The sequence below is a fragment of the Mycobacterium sp. genome (assembly GCF_035274705.1).
Lineage (GTDB): Bacteria > Actinomycetota > Actinomycetes > Mycobacteriales > Mycobacteriaceae > Mycobacterium.
Genome location: NZ_DATENY010000027.1, coordinates 44268 through 65444, shown reverse-complemented (window position 1 = coordinate 65444; position 21177 = coordinate 44268). Strand labels below are relative to the sequence as shown.

Genomic DNA, 21177 nt, shown 5'->3' with positions numbered 1-21177 from the left:
CGGTTCGGCGTTTATCGCGGCTCGCAAGCGGTGACGCTGCGCACCTCAGTCGCACCACCTCGAACGGCTGCCCCATCGCGTACCCGGTCAGCGGGCAGCTAAACCGCCAACGAAACCAGGGCTAACCGACGTCGAGACTCCTCGCGATCGCTTCCGTGGTATGCCGATGCCCCACCATTTCGAAACCGACGACGCTCACCATCGGAGCCAGCGTGACGACCAACAGGCAGTTGGCCATCGACACCCCCGCGTCGGCGAGCCACACCGCGCCCGCCAGCACGGCCGCGGTAAGGGCAATGAGAAGTAGGTGGAATGCGTCCACTGTGCGCACCAACACCATGTACAGCAGGTAGATGGAGGCGATGTATGCGGCGACGGGCAGGGCCACGGTCAGCACGGTCTGGACAGAGCTCAGTTTCGACTGATGTTCGATGTAATAGGCGGCGGCGTGCAGCCCGGCGCCGGTCGCCACGATCGCACCCAACGTAATGATGGGCAGATAGCCGAACCAGAACGATCGCTCGGGGTGGGCGTGGAGGACATCGGCCTGCGGCACGACGAAATATGTCCACCACATTCCGAAGGTGAGCCCGATGCCCGCAACCGCGACGAAGGCGGCGTCGAATGTCCAGCCTTGTGCGGTCACCACCGCCGACAACGATGCGACCGTGCCCACCACGCCTTCACCGAGCGCGATTATCGTCAGCAGGCCATAGCGTTCGGTGATGTGATGGGCATGCCACGGCGTCCCGGCGGTCCGCCACTCGGCTAGCACCGGACCCAACGTCTCCACCCCGATCAACACCACAATGACTACGAACGTCACGGGGACCGACGTGTGCAGGAACATGCTGGCGATCCAGCCGACCTGCGCGACTGTAACGGCGGTCGCGTACATCAAGCAGGCCGCTCGATGATCCGGATCCTGTTTGGCCGCGCGTAACCACTGCCCTACCAACGAGATTCGCATCACCACGTACCCGGCCACCATGACTCTGTTGTCGACGTGGCCACCATGCTCGATCGACGCGTACATCGCCGGGAAGCCCAACGCCATGACAATGACGCCGACCATCTGCAGCATGGTCATCACCCGGTAGATCCAGTCGTCGGTGTCGTAGGCGGACGCGAACCAGCTGAAGTTGATCCAGGCCCAGCAGACGGCGAACGTCGCGAATGAAAAGCCGAGCAGGCCCGCGCCGATGTGGTTCTCGGCGAGCATGTGCGCGAACTCGGATGCGGCGATGCCGAAGCCGACGACGAACGTCAGGTCGAAGAGGAGCTCCAGCGGCGTCGCCACGCGATGCTGTTCGTGCGGATCGCGCCCCGACATCCGGCGCACCCGGTGCGCCGACATTGTCGGCCGCGGCGGCTGTTGTTCGACTTCGCTCAATTCGCTCACTCGTCCTCTCGACTCGTCGACCGGTTACATTTCACACCCATGACGGGCGCGAAGAAGTTGGTGGTCGGCGCCAGCGGTTTTGTGGGCTCGCATGTCACGCGGCAACTCGTGAACCGAGGTGACGACGTGCGGGTGTTGATCCGCCGGACGAGCTCGACCAAGGCGCTCGAGGACCGCGACATCGAACATTGGAGAACTGGATTGGCAGCCCAAGCCAATTCACGAGTCGATCAGCGCGCGGCGCAGTTCTATCGCGACAACGGCATACGCGGTATGTAGGGCGTCGGCGCACGAAAAACAGGTAGTGCGCTACGCGTGTCCATCAGGTCTCGCCGACCCACGATCGAAGTGTGTCGGAACAAATATCGCTCAACGTACTTGGCGGATTCGCGGTACACCGCGGTGATCAGCACGTCGCGCTCCCACCGGCTTGCCAGCGTCTGGTCTCACTCCTCGCGCTGAAGCGCCGGCCGGTGCATCGCCTGTGGGTCTGCGCGATGCTGTGGCCACATGCCCAAACCCGCCGGGCAATTGCGAGTCTGCGGTCCGCGATGTGGCGCCTGCGCCCGGCAGGCCTGGATGAGCTGCTGGTGATCGATCCGCAGTACGTCGCGCTGGCACCACATGTTTCAGTGGACTGGCATGACGCACTGGATCTCATCGAGCGCCTGCTCGACCAGGACGAGCCCGCCGGCGCCGACCCGCAACTCGTCGCCGACCTGCTTCCGCTGCTGCGGGCGGGAGACCTGCTCGAAGGGTGGTCCGATGGGTGGGTCGCCAACGAGCGTGACCGCTACCGCAGCATGCGGGTCGCCGCGCGCGACGCACTGGGTCTTTGTCCGGAGAAACAAGTAGGCCACCACGTAACCGGCTCCATCCGCTCTCTTCATGCACGCCATCCCGTGCGCAGCAGAAACAACGACCCCCAAGAGCCATGAACGCGCTGCTGATGCTCTGCATGTCCGTCGGCACGCCGCTGGCGGCGCTGGGCTTGTACGAGCTGCAGACGCGACTGGAGCAGTGGGATTACGACCGCCACGCGGAGGACTGATCGGGCCTAACGTGTAGGCGTGGCCGAACTCTCCGATGACGTTGTCGCGTTTCTCTCCGAAGGCACCCGGACCGGCATGCTCGGTTACCTCGCATCCGACGGCAGGCCCCTGGCCGCGCCGGTCTGGTTCGTTGTGGACGGTGACGAGCTGGCGTTCAACACCGGCAAGAACTCGGCGAAAGGCCGAGCGTTGGCACGTGACCCACGGGTGGTGATGTGCGTCGACGACCCTCGACCGCCGTACTCTTTCGTGCAAGTTCAGGGCGTCGCGTCGATCAGCGAGGATCCGCAGGAAGTGCTCGATGTCGCGACCAGGGCCGGTGGACGCTACATGGGCGTCGACCGTGCAGAGGAGTTCGGCAGGCGCAACGGCGTGCCGGGCGAACTCGTCGTCCGCATCCGGCCGACGAAGGTGCACCACATGTTCGACGTGGCAGGCTGATCGACCGAGTCGGGCCGCGCTAGGGTTCGCCCGTGAAGAAGCCGTCTCGTGAGGCAGCGGTCGGCGTTGTGCTGGCCGCCGGACTGGGCACACGCGTCGGCGCGGACGGTAACAAGGCGTACCTACCGCTGGCGGGCCGCAGCATGGTGACGTGGTCTCTGGATGCACTGACGCGGGTATCGGATGTCACGCGAACGGTGTTGGTGTTCCGGCGCGGCGAACGTGAGCTGGCTGAGCGAACGGTGGCGGACGAACTTCCCGACGCGACCGTGGAATTCGTCGAGGGTGGCGACAGTCGGCATGCCTCCGAGTTCAACGTGCTGCGCTACCTTGCCGCCGATATCGATGCGGGCGCCATCGATATCGTGTTGATCCACGACGCCGCCCGCCCGATGGCCGGACCCGACATGTTCGCCACAGCGATCACCGTCGCGCGCGAGTTCGGTGGCGCGATCCCTGCCCTGATCCTGGCCGACGTGGTGCGATCTGCACCGAACGGGCTCGAATATGCCAGCGGCGCAGCGGAATTGGTTCGCGTCCAGACTCCGCAGGCCTTTCGGGCGCTGCCGCTGTTGCAGGCATATCGCGCAGCAGAGCGTGAGCGATTCGAAGGCACCGACACGTCGTCCTGCGTCGAGAAGTACGCGGATCTCGACGTACGCACCTTCAGCGGTCAGGAGCTCAACCTCAAGGTGACCTACGCCCATGACATAGCGGTCGCCGAACGCCTGCTCACCGACGAGAGGCGATGATTGCCTCGATGAATGCACTGTCCCTGGGTAATTCGACGACGAACGCGTCGGGGTCGCCGTCGACCACGGTGATCGGGGCGCCCGCGGCGAGCGCCTCTTCGAGCTCGTCGAAGTCATCGGATGCGCGGTGTGCCAACAACCGGGACAGTAGCCCCGTCGCGAAGCCGCGCGGGTACTGCACGGTCTGCAACGTCGAACGATCGAGTGTGGCCGTCACCGACCCATTCACATCGACGGCTTTGACGCTGTCGGTGAGTGGCATGGTAGGCATCACGACGGCGCTGCCTGCACGAAGCGCAGCGGCAACTCGGGTCTGCAAGGCGGCCGACGTCAGTGGCCGGTGAATGTCGTGAACCAGCACGAACCGCGCCGACGTGTGGTCAAGCCCGGCGGCAACGCAGTGCGCCCGCGAACCAGGATCCGCGGCGGGTATCACGCTGATGGATGAAAGGCCGTGTAATGCAAGGCTTTTCCGGCAATCATCGACGAGCGTTTCAGCAGCCGTGACTACCACGCTTGTCTCGTCACCACCGGCGGCCCTCACTACACGCACCAGCGGTGCCTCGCCCGCCAGCGGCGCGAATGCCGCCTGCTTGTTGTCCGCGACCTTGTCTGGCACCGGCACGATCGCCGAGAATTCCGTCATCGGCGGAACCGGTCAAGGTAGGCCCGCCAATCCCATGTGGACAGGAACTGTTCCGCGGCCGCATATCCTTTGGCGTACAAGGCCTCGACCTCGTTGTCGGATATGTCGAAGTCGAGGAATCCGATGTCGGTCGAGTCAACCCGGATCGTGCGCGCATTGACCCACGGCTGGTTCAGATAGGCCTGATCGCGGCCCACCAGCACGGTGGTGATCACGCTCTCGAGTAAGTGTGGCGGCCCGAGCAGGCGGATGGGCGCCAACGCGGGAATCACCCTGTCATTGCCCTCGGGAAGGTTCGGCAGCACGGTGATGCCGAAGCTGGGCCAGCGCGGCTTGTGACCATCGGTGCGGTCCAGTGAATCAATCGGGAAGTTCGAAAGCAGCCCGCCGTCCACCAGCGTCGACGTCAATCCCGTTGTGCTGGTGAGCGTCACGGGACGAAAGAAGAACGGAATCGACATCGACGCACGCACGGCGTCGGCGACCGGCTGCTCGTCGGGGTCGAGCCCGTAGACCCTGTGGTAATCCCAGGGCAGCCGGACAAGCTGACCGGTTGTCACGTCGGCGACGGTGACGACCAGCTTGTAGCGCTGTTCTTCGGGAATGTTGTCGTCGTCGATCGCGAGATCGCCAAACGTCGTGACACCCAGGTTCTTCAGCTGACTTGCGACCCAGTCGTGGGCGTAGTCGCCCTTGTAGACACCGGTTCCGCGCAGCACCGCCAACGACGGGCCCAGCACTGGCACACTTTCGAGCGCACCAGGATCGGTGAACTTGCGGTAGTCCAGTTGCAGCGCAAGCTCTTTGACTTCCTCAGCGCCGAGCTGGTTACCGTTCGATGCCGCAGCGACGATCGCGCCTACGATCGACCCCGCGGATGTTCCCGAGACGCGTTGCGCGGTGTACCCCGCTTCCATCAACGCGACGACCGCACCCACTAGACCGATGCCCTTGACGCCGCCGCCCGACAGCACCAGATCAGCCGGTTTCGACTCCGCCGGTGTCACGGCGCCGACGCTACACGGGGTCGAACGCTGAAATGAGCCAGGTCCCGTTGATCTTCTTCATCCCGACCTTGACGCTGCTCGCCGCGAACGCCCCGTCGGGATTCTCCTTGCTCTTCGTGTTCTGGTTGATGAACACCAGGACCACCGCCGAATCCGGATGCAGTTCGGATACGGCTGCCTGCACGACGGATGCCGTCGTCTTGACGGATTTCTGCCTGGCCGCAGGCGTGACGATCTGCTCGGTGAACTGGGTGTAGTACGCAAGGAAATCGCCGGTCAGATGAGACTTCGCGTTGGAAAAGTCCTTGTCGAGGCTCTCCGGTGAGTACGACAGCAGCGCCACCGTGCCGCTCTTCGCGGCTTCGAGCGCCACCGCGGCAGCTGCATCGTTGGTCTGCTGATCCGGGCGGTACTGGTAGAAGTACAGCCATGCGGCCACACCTGCCGAGGCGATCAGGGCCGCCGCGAGCAGGATCGCACCGAGCTTCGACCGTGCCCCGCGCAGTGTCCGCCGGACGCTGCTGCCCTTCGGCTCGGACGGCGCTTGCGTCTCCGCTGAGTCTTCGCCCTCGTCCACGGCGTCGGGCGTCTCGGCGGCTTCGTCGGTGTCGTCGTCCTTCAGGTCTTCGGCCACGTCTGTGTTTTCTTTGGTGGTCACGGCACGAACTCGACTTTCGCCATCTTGATCTGCCCGCCGTCACGCTGAAGGTTCACCGACAACCGCCACGTGCGGGGCTCCTGCTTGGCCCCGGCGTTGTTTGTGACTCGCGAGGCGGCCGACACCAGGGCTATCGCCGTGTCGTCCGTCATGGATTGGACACCGACCGCGTTGATGGTGACCTCGGTGATCACCTTCGAGTCCTGCGCCACCTTGACAAAGTCCTCGGCCTGGTTCTTGAAGTCGTCCCTGAACTGGCCCGTCGAATTGTCGATGATCCGCTGCACGTCGTCCTTGGCCTTGTTGAAGTCAAGGGACATCAGCGTCACGACGCTTTGCCGGGCAGCCGCGGCGAACTCGGCGCGGCGCTGCTGTTCGGCGGCCTGGTGGCGGTGGTTGACAACCATGAGCACGCTCACCGCGATGAAAGCGATTGTGCAGAGGCTGGCCAATGTCATGGCGACAACTTTGAGGACAAGGCCCCAGCGGCGTCGCTCGCGAACCGGCTCTTCTTTCGACGGCTCGTCGGCGACATCGTCCGTGTCGTCCGACTCGGCGTCGGTGATTTCGATGGCCTCCGAGTCGATGTCGGTGGCCTTCGCGTCCGCCTCGACCGACTCGTCTTCGGCAGCAGTCTTGGCCTGCGCCTGCCTGCGCAGCCTGATCGCACGGGCTCGGGCACGCGCGGCGGCCGCCATCGCGTCCGCCTCGGCTGCCTCTGCCTCCGCTTCCTCCGCAAGGGCAAGTGCTTCTGCCGGGTCGGCCGACTGATCAGGATCCTGCGGCCGTTCGTCGACGCGATCAGCGTCGATCACCGACGCGCGGCGCCTGAAAGACGGCACAGCGACCTCCTCGTCTACTACGTGCCCTACTCAAATGAGAATGTCATTATTCATTTTCGGGTATCGCCGCGACGATACCCGCCGCCGCAGATCCCGGCAAAGACGGGCTTTCCTGCGGAAATGCTATTTACACGCTATGCATACGCTCAGCCATGATTGTCCTGGAGGCGGTCCTTCATCACTTTGCCGGTGGCGTTCAACGGCAGCTCGTCGAGGAACTCTACATACCGCGGCACCTTGAAACCGGCCATCCGCTGGCGGCTCCATGAAATGAGGTCCTCACTCGTGACGCCGTCGTTACCCTTCGCCACCACGAACGCCTTGCCCACCTGACCTAACCGCTCATCGGGAACACCGATCACCGCGGCCTGCGCGACCGCCGGGTGCTCCAGCAGAAAGCCTTCGATCTCGGCGGGATAGGCGTTGAAGCCGCCAACGATGAACATGTCCTTCTTGCGGCCGACGATTCGCAGCCGGCCCTCGTCGTTGAAGCTGCCGAGGTCGCCGGTGTGCAGCCAGCCGTCCTCATCGATCGCCTCGGCGGTGGCCGCGGGGTCGTCGAGATAGCCCTGCATCACGCCGTAGCCGCGCACGAGCACCTCGCCGTCGGCGGCGATGCGTACCTCGACGCCCTCGCAGGGCACGCCGGCCGTGGTGGCCACGTCCTCGAAGGAATCGCCCGGAAGGGACAGCGTGACGTTGCCTGCCTCGGTGAGGCCGTAACCCGTCATCAGCGTCTGGAACGGCAGTTCGTCGTGTATGCGGCGGACCAGTTCCACCGGAATGTCGGCCGCACCGGTCACCCCGGCGCGCAACGTCGCAAGCTTGTCCTTATCACGGACCGCGAGCAGTGAATGATACAGCGTGGGCGGGCCGGGAAGCATCGTAATCCGTTCCCGCTCAATCAGTTCCACCACCCGGTCGACGTCAAAGACGTCGACCGGCAGCATCGTCGCGCCGCGCAGGAAGGACGCGACGAGGCCGGCTTTGAGGCCGAAGGTGTGGAAGTACGGGTTGATCATCAGGTAGCGGTCGCCCTCGCGCAGATCCGCGAGCGTCGCCCATTCCTCGTACATCCGAAGTGTCTGGCGGTGATTCATCATCGCGCCCTTGGGTCTGCCGGTCGTGCCCGAGGTGAAGATGATGTCGGAGATGTCTGTGCCTTTGAGGCCGCTGGCTCCCTGCTCGAACGGTGAACCGCTGGAGAGGAAGTTCGACTTCAGATCGATTACAGGCACGCCAGCCGGTGCCGAGTAGTCCAGGCCCAGGAAGTCCTTCTGAACCAGTACGGCCTTGGCGCCGCTGCGGCCGATGATGTCGACCGCCTCCTCCGACTTGAACCGGGTGTTCACCGGAACAAGCACGCCGCCCGCGGTCAGCAGGCCGAACGCCGCGACGATCCATTCCGCGGAGTTGGGCGCCCAGATTGCGACCCGGTCGCCTTTGTCGATGCTGAGATCGGCGAATGCCCCTGCAGCGCAACGGATCCGCTCGACGAATTCGGTGAAAGTGAGGCGCAGCGGACCGTCGACGACCGCTTCCGCGTCGCCGAAACGGTCCGCCGCACTCAAGACCATCTCGGGGATGGTCGACCAGCGCTCCCGGTAGGTCACACCGTGACGAGGCGAGACAGGTTGCCGCCCATGATCTTTGCCTGATCATCGACAGACAGATGCTCCAGCGCCGTCACATAGTGGGTCGGCTCAGCCAGCCCCTCCGGGTGCGGCCAGTCCGAGCCGTACAGCACCTGGTCCACGCCGATCAGGTTGACCAGCTGGTCGATGCCCTCCTCGTAGAACGGGCTGACGTAGATGCGGTTCTTGATCTCCTCGATCGGGTTGCCCAGGAAGGCCTCTGGCGCCTTCTTCCACACCTCGGCCATGGAGTCCAGCAGCGGGAACATCCACTTCGAGCCGGCCTCGACGATGCCCACCTTCAGCTTGGGGTGACGGAACAGCGCACCGTGGATCACCCACGACGCCACCGCATCCTGGATCGGGCGCCACTCGTTGAGGATGCCCATCGCGTTGGTCTGGAACGGCAGCATCTCCGTCACCGAGCCGTCCCATTCGGACGTGTAGCGCGAGTAGCCGGAGTCCGACGAGTGCATACCGACGAAGAGGTCGTATTCGACGACGCGCTCCCAGAACGGGTCGAACTCGGGCAGCGCGAACGAGCGCGGACCGCGGAACCCGGGCACCGGGGCGGGACGGATCAGGATCGCGCGGGCGCCGCGCTTGACGACCCATTCCAGTTCCTCGATCGCCTTCTCGACGATCGGCAGCGTGATCACCGGCGTGGTGAAGATGCGGTTCTGGTAGTTGAAACCCCACACCTCGTCGAGCCACTGGTTGAGCGCGTGGATGACGACGTGAATGGCAACCGGATCGTCGGCGAGGCGCTCCTCGATGAGGCTGGCCAGCGTCGGGAACATCAGCGAGCGGTCGATGCCCAGCTCGTTCATCACCTCGAGGCGCGGGCCGGGCTCGAAGAATGCCGGGATGGCGCGCATCGGCTCGCCGAACAGTTCGCGCTTGCTCTTGCCGTCGGGGTTGCCGAACTTGAAGTATTCCTCCCACGCGCCGGGCTTCGCGACGACCGAGAACGTCGGGTTCGGGATGTAGTTGCTGATCTGGCCCCTTAGCGCAATCTTGGTGCGGCCGTTGATCTCGACGTACTGGACGAGGTCCTTGTACTCCTTGGGCAGGTACTTGGTCATCGCCTCCGGCGGCTCGTAGAGGTGATTATCGGCGTCGAACAGCGGGAACGGGATATCGACTCGATGCGAAAGTTGCCCCATGAAACCCTCCTTTTCTTCTTGCGAGAATCATATTCTCGTTAGCTGCTCAATGCAATATTCTGCCGGCTCGAGCCGCTGACCCCTATTGGATGGACTGGCGGACGCGAAACTTCTGCACCTTGCCGCTTGCGGTGCGCGGATAGTCGTCTACTTGGTGCAACTCCTCGGGCCACTTCTGAGGCGCGGCGCCTGTCCGCTTGAAGTACTCCCGGACTTCCTCGATGCTCGGCATCGCATGCCCCGGCTTGATCCGCAAAACGGCCGCAGCGCGCTCCCCGAGCCGGGCGTCCGGGGTGGACACCACGACCGCTTCGGCCACGGCCGGCATTGTCAGCAGCAGCTCTTCCACCTCGAGCGCGCTGATGTTCTCGCCCCCGCGGATGATGACGTCGGCCTTGCGGTCGGTGATGGTCAAGTAGCCGTCCTCGTCCAGCACGCCGACATCGCCGGTGCGATACCAGCCGTCGTCGTCGAAGGCCTTCGCCGTCAGTTCCGGGTCGGTATAGCCGAGGCACAGATCGGGGCCGCGGCTGAAGATCTCACCGTCGGGTCCGAGCCTGATCTCCACGCCGGGACGCGGGTTGCCGTCGGTGTAGAGCCGCTTGTCTTCCGGAGCGCTGGGCCTCGATCCGGTGATCGACGGATGTTCGGTGCTGCCGTACGACCGGAACACGAAGATGCCTAGGTCCGCCAGCCGACGCGTGACCGCCGCGGGCACGGTCGACCCACCAAGGCCAACGGTCGTGAAATGGCTCATGTGTTCCGGAGTGCAGTCGGGATGGTCGAGCAGGCTGGTGACGAAGTAGGGCGGCCCGCCACCGATGGAAAGCCCGTCGCGCTCAATGAGTTTGAGCGCCTGGCCCGGATCCCAGACGTCGCACAGATCGATCGGTGCGCCTTCGAGCACCGGGATCAGGAACGCACCGAGCATGCCGATGAAGTGCCCGACCGGCGTCCCGGTGAGTTGGCGGCCGCGGTCTGGCGGGTAGTTCTCGAGCAGCTGGCGCGTTTCGAAGCCGAGCGTCTGGTGACTGTGTATGACGCCCTTGGGATCCCGAGTCGTGCCCGACGTGAACGCGATCAGCGCAGGGCTCGCCGGATCGGCTGGAACTGTGCCAGCCATCGGCTCGTCGTCGAGGAGGTCATCGAAGTCCTTACCCACCAGCCCGACGATCGGGATGCCGGCGCACAGGTCAGGCTGGAACTTCATTCGACCGAATTCTTCGGCGGTGATGAAGACGCGCGGCTTCGAAGTGCCAAGGATGTGGGCGAGTTCCTTGCGGCCGTAGAAGTGCACGATCGGCACGATCACCGAGCCGAGAAAGGCCGATGCCCAGAAGGCGACCGCGGCTTCCATCCAGTTCGGCAGCTGGATGGCGATCACATCACCGGGCCCGACGCCGCGCGCCCGCAGCCCCGCGGCGAGCCTGCGGGCGAGGGTCTCGACGTCACGGAAGGTACCGGAGAAGGGTCGGACTGCGGAGTGCACCCAAAAGCCGGCGTCGGGGCTGGCCTGCAGTCCTCGCGCCAGAAGAACACCAAGGGTTTCCTGCGTCCACCAGCCCTCGTCCTCGTAGCGATTCTTGAGCTCAGCAGGGATATTTCGCATGAATTGCCGTGGCACCTCCAATACGAAGGCGATGCTATTCTCCGTAGCAGAGAATGCCAATACCGCAGACGGAGAACGCTCGATGGTGGACCTGGAGTTCGACGACGGCTTGGCGATCGTCACCATCGATCGGCCACAGGCCCGCAACGCCATCTCGCTCGAGACGATGGACCAGCTGGAGAAGGCGCTCGACGGTGCGGAAGGTGCGACGGCCCTCGTCATCAGGGGTGCCGGCGACCGCGCCTTCGTCTCGGGTGGCGACTTGAAGGAACTGGCCGCGTTGCGCACCGAGCAGGAAGCTTCGGCAATGGCCTTTGGGATGCGCTCCATCTGCGATCGGATCGCCAGTTTCCCCACGCCGACCGTCGCGGTGCTCAACGGTCACGCGCTCGGCGGCGGCGCCGAGTTCGCGGTTGCGGCCGACATCCGACTCGCCGCCGACGACATCAAGATCGGCTTCAACCAGGTGGCACTCGAGATCATGCCCGCATGGGGCGGTGCCGAACGGCTGGCCGCGCTGATCGGCTACAGCAAGGCGCTCTTGCTGGCCGGCACCGGCACGGTGCTCGACACCGCCGAGGCCGAGCGAATTGGCTTGGTGGACAAGGTGTTCCCACGAGATTCGTTCGACGAGGGATGGCGCAGCATCACCCGCTTGCTGGCCAGGCCGCCGTCGGGCGAGATCAAGCGGGTGATGCGTGGGGTGTCCACGACAGAAGCCGTCGCGGCCTTTGCCCGACTGTGGGTGTCAGACGAGCATTGGACCGCCGCCGACAAAGTGATGAAGCGGGGCAAGTAGGGGTCAGCTGCCCATTTCGCGAATGGGATCGGTGTCGTCCCAATTCGCAGCGGTGTCGCGGATGAAGTTGCCCATTCCGGCTGTCGTCTCCGTCAGCTCCATGATTTCGATGATCGCCGCCGGGGTGTTCGGCGGCTCGACGTAGGCGAATCGGGTGCCGACGTCCTCACCACCGGACCACACCACCGGCCAGCCAGCGTCTTGCACGGCCTGCATCGTCGAAATCCTCTGTCCAGTAGGCCCACGCCCAGTTCCACCCAGCTGGCGAGCGCCTTGTCGAGGTCGGTGACGACATAACCGATCTGACGGATCGGCCCGGGAAGAACGCTCATGACGTCTCCGTCGGATGGACGATATGCGGGTCGAGCCTGCCCTCAACCACCGCGTCGAGCGGGCCGTACCAGTCCACCGGCGCTCGTTGACGGCTACAGCGCGGCTAGCGCCGCATCGTAGTTGGGCTCCTGAGCGATCTCGGGCACCAGCTCTGTGTAGGCGACGTTGCCGTCCGCACCGATCACCACGATGGCGCGCGCAAGCAGCCCGGCCATCGGCCCGTCGACGATGGTGACGCCGTAGTCCTCGCCGAAGCCGTCGCGGAACGCCGATGCCGTCGTGACGTTTTCGATTCCCTCCGCGCCACAGAATCGGTTCTGCGCGAACGGCAGATCCTTCGAGACACACAGAACGGACACGCCGTCCGCGGCCGCGCGCTCGTTGAAGGTCCGAACACTGGTTGCACAAACAGGTGTGTCGATGGACGGGAAGATGTTCAGTAACACGGGAGTGCCGCTGAACCGCGAGCTGCTCACCTCACCGAGATCCGTGCCGGTCAAAGTGAAACCGGGAGCCTGGGACCCGACGGCCGGCAGCTGTCCGATTGTGTTGATCTGATTTCCCCGCAAGGTTATCTGCGCCATGCGCCTAGTCTGTCAAGGCCGAAAGCGGACCGCACACCGGGCTAGGTTCTCGCTGGACGAGAACATCATTTCCGATTATCGTCAACGGTGTATCGACACAGCAGATGGCGCTCGCCCCCGAGATCTCTACCTGGCCCGACGAGAATCCTGAGCTCATCGGAAGCACCTGCGGTAAGTGCGGAGCCACCACGTTTCCCGTCCAGCAGCGCTGCCCGAAGTGCAGCGCCGGGGAGATGTCTGCCGTGCGGCTCCCCCGGCGCGGCACGCTTGTCGCATGGACGACTCAAGGCTTCCCGCCCGGTGCGCCGTACAAGGGCCCGACCGGTAAGGACTTCGTCCCGTTCGGCGTCGGCTTGGTGCAACTCGACGACGTGATCCGCGTCGAAGGCCGCCTCACCGAAAACGATCCCGCCAAGCTCCAGTTCGGCATGGAGGTCGAGCTCACCATGGTGCCCTTCACCACCGATGACGAGGGCAGCGAGATCGTCACGTTCGCCTTCCAGCCCGTCTGAGTCTTCATACGATTGCCGGCACCGCCCGCGGAAGGACACCTCAGGAATGAACGACGTTGCCATCATCGGCGTGGGGCTTCACCCGTTCGGCCGGTTCGACAAGACAGCCATGGAAATGGGCGCCGAGGCAATCCAGTTCGCGCTCACCGACGCGGGCGTGGATTGGAAGGACATCCAGTTCGGCTTCGGCGGCAGCTATGAGGTGTCCAATCCAGACGCGGTGACGCGGCTGGTCGGCCTGACCGGCATCACCTTCGCCAACGTGTTCAATGCCTGTGCCACTGCAGCCACGGCCATCCAGCAGACCGCCGACACCATCCGGCTGGGCAAGTACGACATCGGCATCGCGATCGGCATGGACAAGCACCCGCGCGGCGCCTTCACCGACGATCCCGCGAAGCTCGCGCTGCCGCAGTGGTACGCCGAGAACGGTCAATTCGTGACCACCAAGTTCTTCGGGATGAAGGCCAACCACTACATCCATAAGCACGGCATCTCGCAGGCGACGCTGGCCAAGGTCGCCGCCAAGAACTTCCGCAACGGAGAGAAAAACCCGAATGCCTTCCGGCGCAAGCCGATTTCCGAGGAAGAGATCCTCAACTCGGCCGTCCTGAACTACCCGCTGACGCAGTACATGTTCTGCGCACCCGACGAAGGCGCGGCCGCCGTGATCATGTGCCGCGGCGCCATCGCGCACCGCTTCACCGACAAGCCGGTCTACGTGCGTGCCACCGAGATCCGCACGCGGACGTTCGGCGCCTACGAAGTGCACGCGACATCGGCGCCACTGGACGAGGACCCGTCCCCCACCGTGTACGCGGCCAAGGCCGCCTACGAGGTGGCCGGGATCGGGCCCGAAGATGTCGACGTGGCGCAGTTGCAGGACACCGACGCGGGCGCCGAGGTGATCCACATGGCCGAGACAGGACTGTGCGCGGACGGAGAGCAGGAGAAGCTGCTGGCCGACGGGGCCACCGAAATCCACGGCTCGCTTCCGGTCAACACCGACGGCGGACTGATCGCCAACGGCGAGCCGATCGGCGCCTCGGGCCTGCGGCAGGTTCACGAACTGGTGCGCCAGCTACGCGGCGAGGCCGGCGACCGACAGGCGCCGGGCAATCCGCAGGTGGGCCTTGCGCAGGTCTACGGCGCACCGGGCACCGCGTCGGCGACGATACTGTCGCTGTAGAACTGGATTGCCGATTCGGACATCCAATGCGGAAACATAGTTCTAAAATTCGGAAATGATGTTTCCGCGACGTCTGATGAGATTGCATGCCCTGCTGACGTTCGCGGCAGCGATGACAGTGGCTGGCCTGACAGCCCCAACAGCCAACGCCGACGACGACGTGCCGCCGCCCCCGCTGCACAACGTCCACTACACGGTGTGGGCCCAGACGCCGTTCAACGTTGACATCTACTATCGCGATGTCGACCCGCCGAACTGGGCGGACTATAGCTACAACCCGTATCAGTTCAGCCCCAAAGTCGAAGCCGATGTCGGCCCGAACCAGCAGTGGAACCTCGACGTGCCGCTGGCCAACCCGGATGAGTGGGCAATGGTGGTCGCCAGCGCGCCGGAGACAACGAAGACGCCCAATATCCACTGCGCGCTTGCGGTCGACGGCGTGATCGTCGCCACCCACCAGGGGCCTAAGGGCGCGCTCTGCTCGCTTCGGAATTGGTAGCCCTCGCCTCTAACTGGTTACGAAGCGGTTCGCCCTCGAGCCGGCGCAGCCATTGCTCGCAGTATTCAAATGTCTCTTCGTGACCAGTGGAGATTCCGAGCGCTCGTTCCATCACCAAACCCTGCGACACGCTTGTCGCGAATACCGTCCATACGACCGGCGGTACGTCCGCCGTGTCGACGCCATAGCGGCGCAGCGCGGATTCGATCGCCTTGTTCTGCTCGGCCCGGAAACGCTCTGCGTAATAGACGATCTCGGCCCGCAACGCCTTGCGATGGTTGGCCAGGCCCATGAACTCCATGGTCAACCGGGTGGCATCCGGCATGGTGCTGAACCGCCACAACGCCCACAGCGGCTGAGGTGACTCCAGCGCCTTCGCCAAGACGCCGAGTCCCTCCTCGGCCCTTCGGTGAAACACCGCCAAGAAGAGATCTTCCATCGTGCGGAAGTAGTAGTGCACCAGCTGAGGCTTGAGTCCGGCCCTTTCGGCGACCCGACGCGACGTCACCGCGGCGTAGCCCTCCTCGAGGAGAAGTTGCTCGGCGGCGTCGAGCAACACGCCGCGATTCTTCGCATCCGGCGCCCCGATTCTGCGCGCCGATGTCATGCCACCTCCCCATTTCTTCAGCCCACACGGTTGACAGGGCAGATGTTAGACGCAGGACCGCGTGGTCACCTTGACCGTGACTCTACCTCCATGCTAAGCAGGTGCTCAGCACATTCGTTTCTCGCGCATTTGGGCACCGTCGGCGTCGACGCCACACGACCATGGGTTTCGGGAGGAAGCGCTTCACATGACCACCGATTACGACTCCGTCGACTACTTCACCGACCCGTCGCTGGTTCCCGATCCGCACCCCTACTTCGACCACCTGCGCGCCAAGAACCCGGTCAGTTGCCCGATCAACAACGGGGTGCTGGCCGTCACCGGCTGGGAAGCGGCGAACGCCGTCTACAAGGACACCGAGAACTATTCGTCCTGCGTTGCCGTCGCCGGACCATTCACCCCGATGCCATTCGTGCCCCAGGGTGACGACATCTGCGCGCAGCTCGTCGAGCACCGCACCGAGATCCCGATGTACGAGCACATGGTCACGATGGATCCGCCGAACCACACGGACGCGCGCTCGCTGCTGAACCGACTTCTGACGCCGAAACGGCTCAAGGAGAACGAGGACTTCATGTGGCGGCTGGCCGACCGGCACATCGACGAGTTCATCAACGACGGCAAGTGTGAATTCCTCGCCGCCTACGCCAGGCCGTTCTCGCTGCTGGTTGTCGCGGACCTGCTCGGTGTTCCTGAGGAGGACCACGAGGAGTTTCGCGAGGCCTTCGGGGCGCAGCGGCCCGGCACGAATATCGGCGGACTCGACCACGAGCCGATCGCGGCCAACCCCCTGGAGTGGGCCGACGAGAAGTTCAGCCATTACATCGAAGACCGGCGCAGCAATCCGCGCGACGATGTGCTGACCGGGTTGGCCACGGCGCTCTACCCGGACGGTTCGACACCGGAGGTGGTCGACGTGGTCCGCACCGCCACCTTCCTGTTCGGTGCAGGACAGGAGACGACCGCCAAGCTGCTCAGCGCGGCCCTTAGGGTGCTCGGCGACCGGCCCGACATCCAGCAGCATTTGCGCGAGGATCGCAGCCTGATCCCGACCTTCATCGAGGAGTGCCTGCGCATGGACAGCCCGGTGAAGAGTGTGTTCCGGATGGCCCGCAAGTCAACGACACTCGCTGATACGCCGGTCCCCGCCGGAACGACGGTGATGGTCAGTCCTGGCGCCGCCAACCGCGATCCGAATCGGTTCGACAATCCGCATGAATTTCAGCTCGACCGCCGCAACGTCCGTGAGCACATCGCATTCAGCCGCGGCATCCACTCCTGCCCCGGCGCGCCGCTAGCGCGCGTCGAGGGCCGGGTCTCGATCGAGCGACTCCTCGACCGTTTGGCCGATATCACTATCGATGAGGAGAAGCACGGCCCCGCCGGTGATCGCCGCTACACCTACGAGCCGACCTTCATCCTGCGTGGGCTGACCGACCTGAACATCAAGTTCAAACGCGTCGGGTAAACACTGGCGTCAGAGGTCGCCGCGCTCCCAGTGGCTGCTGCCTTCCTTGGCCACACAGGTGAGGAAGAGGCCGTCCGGCGCCTGCGCGACCTCGCCATCCATGGCCGGACACGGATCGTTCTCATTCTTGACCCCGTGCATTTCGGGTGAACGGAACCATCGGGGTTCGTACCGCCTGGGCGAACCGCAGAACACCAGCCGTCCCCACGACGTCACCCCAAACGAGTAGTAGGTGGGGTTGTCGCAGTACGAACCAAGCACGATGTTGGGCGCGATGCCGGGCGTGCACGATGGATAGTTGCAGTCGGTCGGATCATCGGCGGCTGCCGGCGGTGCGGCAATGACCGCGGCGGAAGTCATCAAGGCAGCAAGCACTGCAACAGCGAATCGCACGGCCATGATTTTCACACAAGCGGGAACGAAATTCTCCCTTTCGGAGAGGATTGCTACCGGCCACGATAGGCTTACGCGCTATGCGTGGAGTTCGGGTAGCAGGCGCAGTGTCGGCGGTAGTTGCCGTGTTCGGAAGTGTAGGCCTGGCAACGCCGGCTTCAGCCTCGAATTACGGGGTCGAACTCAACGGCACCTATCGGATGATTTCGAACGGCGACTGGGCGAAGACCAACGAGGTCTTCATGAACGAACCGACGCAGGTTCAAACCTGGACCTTCAGCTCGAGTTGCGAGAGTCCGATTCGGTGCACGGGCACAGTGACGAGCGACCAGGGCTGGACTGCCCCAATGACCAACACTGGCGACTACTGGCTCGCCGAGCGCGTTGTCGACAACTGGGAGCCGTGTCCAGACGGCACGGCTGTCCCTGGCACCCAGCGGTTCTGGTTCTGGGGTTGGGACCCAGTCAACAGCCAGCGCGACACCAAGATTGTCGACCTCCTCGCCGGCCGCGTCAGGACACAGGCTGCGAGCGGCAATTGCGGCATCAACAAGCCGCTTGTCATCGAGGTGCCGGTGCGGCTGGAGAAGCTGTCCTAACCGTCGCCCTACCGGGTCAGATCGGCAGCAGGTCCTTCCACGACTTGGGTGAAGCTCCTGCAACCGCATTCGTCAGCTGCTGCTTCTGACCGTCGGGCGAGATGTATTCCCCCGTTCGCGGGTCATATTGTGCGAATGCGATGGATGGGCCGCCAGAACCGTTGCCGCCAAAGGCACTTGGAGCCGCTGGAATGGTGCCGTCACCGGGTGGCACCTCGACGGGCCCGGGAGGCGGGCCGTTGATGGAATTCCCCGGTGGCGGCGGCAATGGCGGCGCCGGCGATGTGGGCGTTATCGGAGCCATCAGTGGATCCGGCGGTGTACCTCCAGGAACTGCTCCAGGTGGCAAAGGGGTGCCCTCGGTGGGCGCGAAAATACGGTCGTTGAAGTCGACGCGGTCGTCGGGCGGGATCCCTTGCGCGATCAGATTCGGATCAATTGGATACGGTCCGAGATAGTGCTGGCGGATCGCTAGCGGCTGATATCCCTTGGGGTCGTTGCACAGTTCAACTGTGGGCGCGCGCTTCCCAGGGTGTCCCATGCATGGGAGGTTGCGAGCACCGCGTACGCCGATCGGTGAATCCTGGGGCAGCTTGCAGTACAACCCATCTGGTGTGTCGATGGTGGTGGTGTCGGCCGGCGATCGCCATTGCGACGGCGGCAGGAAACCGACGGTGCACGGTGGTGGATCGCTGATGGTAAACGCGAAGTCGCTCAAGGGCAGACCGTACGGGTTGTTCTTCATGATCCCGAAAGACTGCTGTAGCGAGACCGTCCCCGGTAGGAGGACCAGGAGTTGTTCGAGCGATGGGTTATAGGTGACGAAGATCTGACCCAGGGTGGTGAGGTTCGACAGCAACACCGGCAAGGTCGGCTTGAGTTGATTCAGAAGTGTTGAAACCTCGTTGGCGAAGCCGGGTCCCCGCTGCAGGATCGTGCGCACGTCCGCGTCGTGCTGCGCGACTTCATCGGAAATCCCCGCCACACTTCGCGCCCACGTTCGGATGGAATCGGTGGTCGTGGCCTGCGAATCCAGAAGTGGCCCACTGTCATCGATCAGGGCCCGCGACTGGTCGGATACCTCGTTCAGGTATTGGCTGATGCTGGACGACGAGTCGAACAGTGATTGGAAATCGTCACCTGCGCCGTTGAAAGCCTTGAACGATTCGTCGAGCAGATCGGCCAGTCTTTCCTTCGGAATGCTCTTCACCAGTGAGCTGACCTGGTCCAGCATGGGCCCGACTTGCTGCGGAATCGTCGTGTTCTCGACACCGATCACCGAGCCGTCCCGCAGATAAGGGCCGGAGTCGGTTTGTGGGCGAAGATCCACATACTGTTCACCCACGGCCGAAACGCTTCGTACTTCGGCCTTCAGATCCGCTGGAATCTTCGGCGACGTGTCGAGGCTCATCGTTGCCTCGGCCCCGTTCTCGGTCAGCGCCACCCCAGTCACCCTGCCAATTTGCACGCCTCGGTAGGTGACGTTGCTGAAGCGGTACAGCCCACCGGAAGCAGGCAACTCAAGCTTCACGGTCAGGCGGCCCACGCCGAGCAGCGTTGGCACCTGCATGTAGGCGAACAGCATGACCGCCACACCAATCACCGACGCGATGGTGAAGATGATCAATTGGTTGCGCACAAAACGGGTAAGCATCAGCCACCACCTCCCGGTGCGGGTGCGGCCGGAGCCGGCGGCGCCTCAGCACCGTAGGGACCCGCGAAGATCTGCGACGACGTGGTTACCGTGGCCGGCGCATTCGGCATTGCGGGCGGCGGCGCCACCGGCAGCACCGGCTCGGTCACTGGCGGAATAGGACCGCCTGGCGACGCTTCTGACGCTGACGCAGTCAGCGCCTCAGGCGGCGGCGCGACACCGAGGGATAGCGGGTTGTACGAGTAGTTGAGGTACCAGGGGTCGCCCGGCGCCGGGATCAGCTTGGCGTCTTCGTCGCCCCACCGGGTGCCGAGAAATGTCGTCCGCTTCAGTCGCGGATACGTGATGTCGAAAACGGCATACAGGTTGATGTAGTCGCCCTTGGTGATTCGGTCGGCGAAGGCCGGGCCGTAGGGGAACGCTAGGGCAAAGTTGAGCGCCTTGGTTATCTCGGGGCCGATGTCGGCGAGCGCCTTAAGGGCCGGTTCCAGGTCGCTCAGGTTCTTCACCAGATCCTGGCCTGCGTCATTTACCAGCCCCGCGGTGGTATCGCTGAACTGACCGAGCTTCTCGAGCGCGGTCGTAAAACGAGGCCGCTCCTTGTTCAGCACGTCCAATGCGGGAGGGATGTCCTTGAGCGCACGGTCGATCACGTCTCGTTGGCCGGCGAACTTGCTGGCGATTCGATTGAGTTGCTGGATCGACGCGATGACGTTGTCCCGCTGCTGATCAAGCACGCCGACGGTTTTGTCGAGCCGGGTCAGCAGCTCACGGAGCTCGGGTCCACGCCCATTCAACGCGATGCTGAAGTTGTGGATGACGTCGCCGAGTTGACCGAGTCCGCCTGCGTTGACGACCGCCGAGAGGGACGACAAAGTCTGCTCGGTGGTCGGGAAGGTCGACGACTGATTCAAGCGCAGCGTTGCCCCGGGTTGCAGGCGGCCGCTTGGCTTTTCGCCGATCGGTGGATCGAGCGCCAAATGCATGGATCCCAGCAGGCTCGTCTGCCCAACCGTCGCCACAGCGTTGGCAGGCACAGCCACGTCGGGCTTGACCGAGATCTCCACGTCGGCATGCCAGTCCTGCACCGTCATCTTCCCGACGCTGCCGACCACGACGTCATCGATCATCACCGGCGAATTGGACTCCAGCGTTGCAACATTCGGTACCTGGACGTGGTAGGTAACCGCGTCGGGGCCCCGCCCCACCGCCCCGGGAAGCGGCAGTGAATTCAACCCCTGGAAGGAGCAGCCCGTCAGCGTCAGCGCAACGCATGACGCGAGGACGGTCAACCGTTTCGCACGACTTCTGTGAATTTTGCTCTCCCCCTG

Annotated in this window: 23 protein-coding genes and 1 pseudogene; 10 read left to right on the top strand and 14 right to left on the bottom strand. The window is 64.1% G+C overall.

The window, feature by feature from the left end; all coding sequences use genetic code 11:
• Positions 1-121: 121 nt before the first annotated feature.
• Complete coding sequence (locus tag VJV41_RS07255) at positions 122-1333, bottom strand: low temperature requirement protein A (protein ID WP_414684905.1); 1212 nt, start codon at positions 1331-1333, stop codon at positions 122-124.
• A 108-nt stretch (positions 1334-1441) separates the two neighbouring features.
• Here VJV41_RS07255 and VJV41_RS07250 point away from each other — a divergent pair.
• The 4 genes and pseudogenes from VJV41_RS07250 to VJV41_RS07235 all read left to right on the top strand — a co-directional run.
• A pseudogene (locus VJV41_RS07250) lies at positions 1442-1588 on the top strand (NAD-dependent epimerase/dehydratase family protein); the annotation flags it as partial.
• 164 nt (positions 1589-1752) lie between these two features.
• Positions 1753-2340, top strand: coding sequence for a transcriptional regulator (locus tag VJV41_RS07245; RefSeq protein WP_325332561.1), 588 nt, complete (start codon positions 1753-1755; stop codon positions 2338-2340).
• A gap of 132 nt (positions 2341-2472) precedes the next feature.
• Positions 2473-2895, top strand: a complete 423-nt coding sequence (locus VJV41_RS07240) for a PPOX class F420-dependent oxidoreductase (RefSeq protein WP_325332559.1) — start codon at positions 2473-2475, stop codon at positions 2893-2895.
• A gap of 32 nt (positions 2896-2927) precedes the next feature.
• Positions 2928-3647 (top strand): IspD/TarI family cytidylyltransferase, encoded by a 720-nt coding sequence (locus VJV41_RS07235; RefSeq protein ID WP_325332557.1) that lies wholly within the window; start codon positions 2928-2930, stop codon positions 3645-3647.
• Here the strand turns inward: VJV41_RS07235 and VJV41_RS07230 are convergent.
• The 7 genes from VJV41_RS07230 to VJV41_RS07200 form a co-directional block, all read right to left on the bottom strand.
• Positions 3628-4293, bottom strand: a complete 666-nt coding sequence (locus VJV41_RS07230) for an IspD/TarI family cytidylyltransferase (RefSeq protein ID WP_325332555.1) — start codon at positions 4291-4293, stop codon at positions 3628-3630. The two genes, VJV41_RS07235 and VJV41_RS07230, sit on opposite strands and share 20 nt — an antisense overlap.
• Positions 4290-5300 (bottom strand): patatin-like phospholipase family protein, encoded by a 1011-nt coding sequence (locus VJV41_RS07225; protein ID WP_325332553.1) that lies wholly within the window; start codon positions 5298-5300, stop codon positions 4290-4292. The genes VJV41_RS07230 and VJV41_RS07225 overlap by 4 nt, the downstream gene beginning before the upstream one ends.
• A gap of 10 nt (positions 5301-5310) precedes the next feature.
• Positions 5311-5958 carry a hypothetical protein gene (locus VJV41_RS07220; protein WP_325332551.1) on the bottom strand — a complete coding sequence of 216 codons (648 nt, stop codon included), beginning with the start codon at positions 5956-5958 and terminating at the stop codon, positions 5311-5313.
• Positions 5955-6800: a hypothetical protein gene (locus tag VJV41_RS07215; RefSeq protein WP_325332549.1), complete on the bottom strand. Its 846-nt coding sequence runs from the start codon at positions 6798-6800 to the stop codon at positions 5955-5957. The genes VJV41_RS07220 and VJV41_RS07215 overlap by 4 nt, the downstream gene beginning before the upstream one ends.
• A gap of 146 nt (positions 6801-6946) precedes the next feature.
• Complete coding sequence (locus tag VJV41_RS07210) at positions 6947-8377, bottom strand: FadD3 family acyl-CoA ligase (protein WP_325332596.1); 1431 nt, start codon at positions 8375-8377, stop codon at positions 6947-6949.
• Between the two features lie 32 nt (positions 8378-8409).
• A complete protein-coding gene (locus tag VJV41_RS07205) occupies positions 8410-9600 on the bottom strand; it encodes an amidohydrolase family protein (RefSeq protein WP_325332547.1) in 1191 nt (396 codons plus the stop codon).
• 82 nt (positions 9601-9682) lie between these two features.
• Positions 9683-11209 carry an AMP-binding protein gene (locus VJV41_RS07200; protein ID WP_325332545.1) on the bottom strand — a complete coding sequence of 509 codons (1527 nt, stop codon included), beginning with the start codon at positions 11207-11209 and terminating at the stop codon, positions 9683-9685.
• A gap of 82 nt (positions 11210-11291) precedes the next feature.
• Between VJV41_RS07200 and VJV41_RS07195 the strand changes: the two genes are divergently transcribed.
• A complete protein-coding gene (locus VJV41_RS07195) occupies positions 11292-12008 on the top strand; it encodes an enoyl-CoA hydratase/isomerase family protein (protein WP_325332544.1) in 717 nt (238 codons plus the stop codon).
• A 3-nt stretch (positions 12009-12011) separates the two neighbouring features.
• Here VJV41_RS07195 and VJV41_RS28945 read toward each other — a convergent pair whose 3' ends face one another.
• On the bottom strand, positions 12012-12224 hold the full coding sequence (locus VJV41_RS28945) for a hypothetical protein (RefSeq protein WP_414684899.1): 213 nt from the start codon (positions 12222-12224) through the stop codon (positions 12012-12014).
• 209 nt (positions 12225-12433) lie between these two features.
• Positions 12434-12925, bottom strand: coding sequence for a thiol peroxidase (tpx, locus tag VJV41_RS07185; protein ID WP_325332542.1), 492 nt, complete (start codon positions 12923-12925; stop codon positions 12434-12436).
• A gap of 104 nt (positions 12926-13029) precedes the next feature.
• Between tpx and VJV41_RS07180 the strand changes: the two genes are divergently transcribed.
• Genes VJV41_RS07180 through VJV41_RS07170 form a run of 3 tightly spaced genes read left to right on the top strand, consistent with a single transcriptional unit; the run spans position 13030 to position 15125 of the window.
• The gene (locus VJV41_RS07180) at positions 13030-13437 is read left to right on the top strand and encodes a Zn-ribbon domain-containing OB-fold protein (RefSeq protein WP_325332540.1); all 408 of its coding nucleotides are present in this window, start codon (positions 13030-13032) and stop codon (positions 13435-13437) included.
• Between the two features lie 46 nt (positions 13438-13483).
• Positions 13484-14626 (top strand): thiolase family protein, encoded by a 1143-nt coding sequence (locus VJV41_RS07175; protein ID WP_325332538.1) that lies wholly within the window; start codon positions 13484-13486, stop codon positions 14624-14626.
• A gap of 55 nt (positions 14627-14681) precedes the next feature.
• Positions 14682-15125 carry a hypothetical protein gene (locus VJV41_RS07170; protein ID WP_414684898.1) on the top strand — a complete coding sequence of 148 codons (444 nt, stop codon included), beginning with the start codon at positions 14682-14684 and terminating at the stop codon, positions 15123-15125.
• On the opposite strand, the gene VJV41_RS07165 is transcribed toward VJV41_RS07170, so the two are convergent.
• Positions 15091-15732 carry a helix-turn-helix domain-containing protein gene (locus tag VJV41_RS07165; RefSeq protein WP_325332536.1) on the bottom strand — a complete coding sequence of 214 codons (642 nt, stop codon included), beginning with the start codon at positions 15730-15732 and terminating at the stop codon, positions 15091-15093. The genes VJV41_RS07170 and VJV41_RS07165 overlap by 35 nt on opposite strands.
• 187 nt (positions 15733-15919) lie before the next feature.
• Between VJV41_RS07165 and VJV41_RS07160 the strand changes: the two genes are divergently transcribed.
• Positions 15920-17200: a cytochrome P450 gene (locus VJV41_RS07160; RefSeq protein ID WP_325332534.1), complete on the top strand. Its 1281-nt coding sequence runs from the start codon at positions 15920-15922 to the stop codon at positions 17198-17200.
• A 9-nt stretch (positions 17201-17209) separates the two neighbouring features.
• On the opposite strand, the gene VJV41_RS07155 is transcribed toward VJV41_RS07160, so the two are convergent.
• The gene (locus tag VJV41_RS07155) at positions 17210-17560 is read right to left on the bottom strand and encodes a hypothetical protein (protein ID WP_414684904.1); all 351 of its coding nucleotides are present in this window, start codon (positions 17558-17560) and stop codon (positions 17210-17212) included.
• Positions 17561-17940: 380 nt separating this feature from the next.
• Between VJV41_RS07155 and VJV41_RS07150 the strand changes: the two genes are divergently transcribed.
• A complete protein-coding gene (locus VJV41_RS07150) occupies positions 17941-18192 on the top strand; it encodes a hypothetical protein (RefSeq protein ID WP_325332530.1) in 252 nt (83 codons plus the stop codon).
• A gap of 16 nt (positions 18193-18208) precedes the next feature.
• On the opposite strand, the gene VJV41_RS07145 is transcribed toward VJV41_RS07150, so the two are convergent.
• Positions 18209-19846, bottom strand: coding sequence for an MlaD family protein (locus VJV41_RS07145; protein ID WP_325332528.1), 1638 nt, complete (start codon positions 19844-19846; stop codon positions 18209-18211).
• Positions 19846-21162 (bottom strand): MCE family protein, encoded by a 1317-nt coding sequence (locus VJV41_RS07140; RefSeq protein WP_414684903.1) that lies wholly within the window; start codon positions 21160-21162, stop codon positions 19846-19848. The genes VJV41_RS07145 and VJV41_RS07140 overlap by 1 nt, the downstream gene beginning before the upstream one ends.
• Positions 21163-21177: the final 15 nt, after the last annotated feature.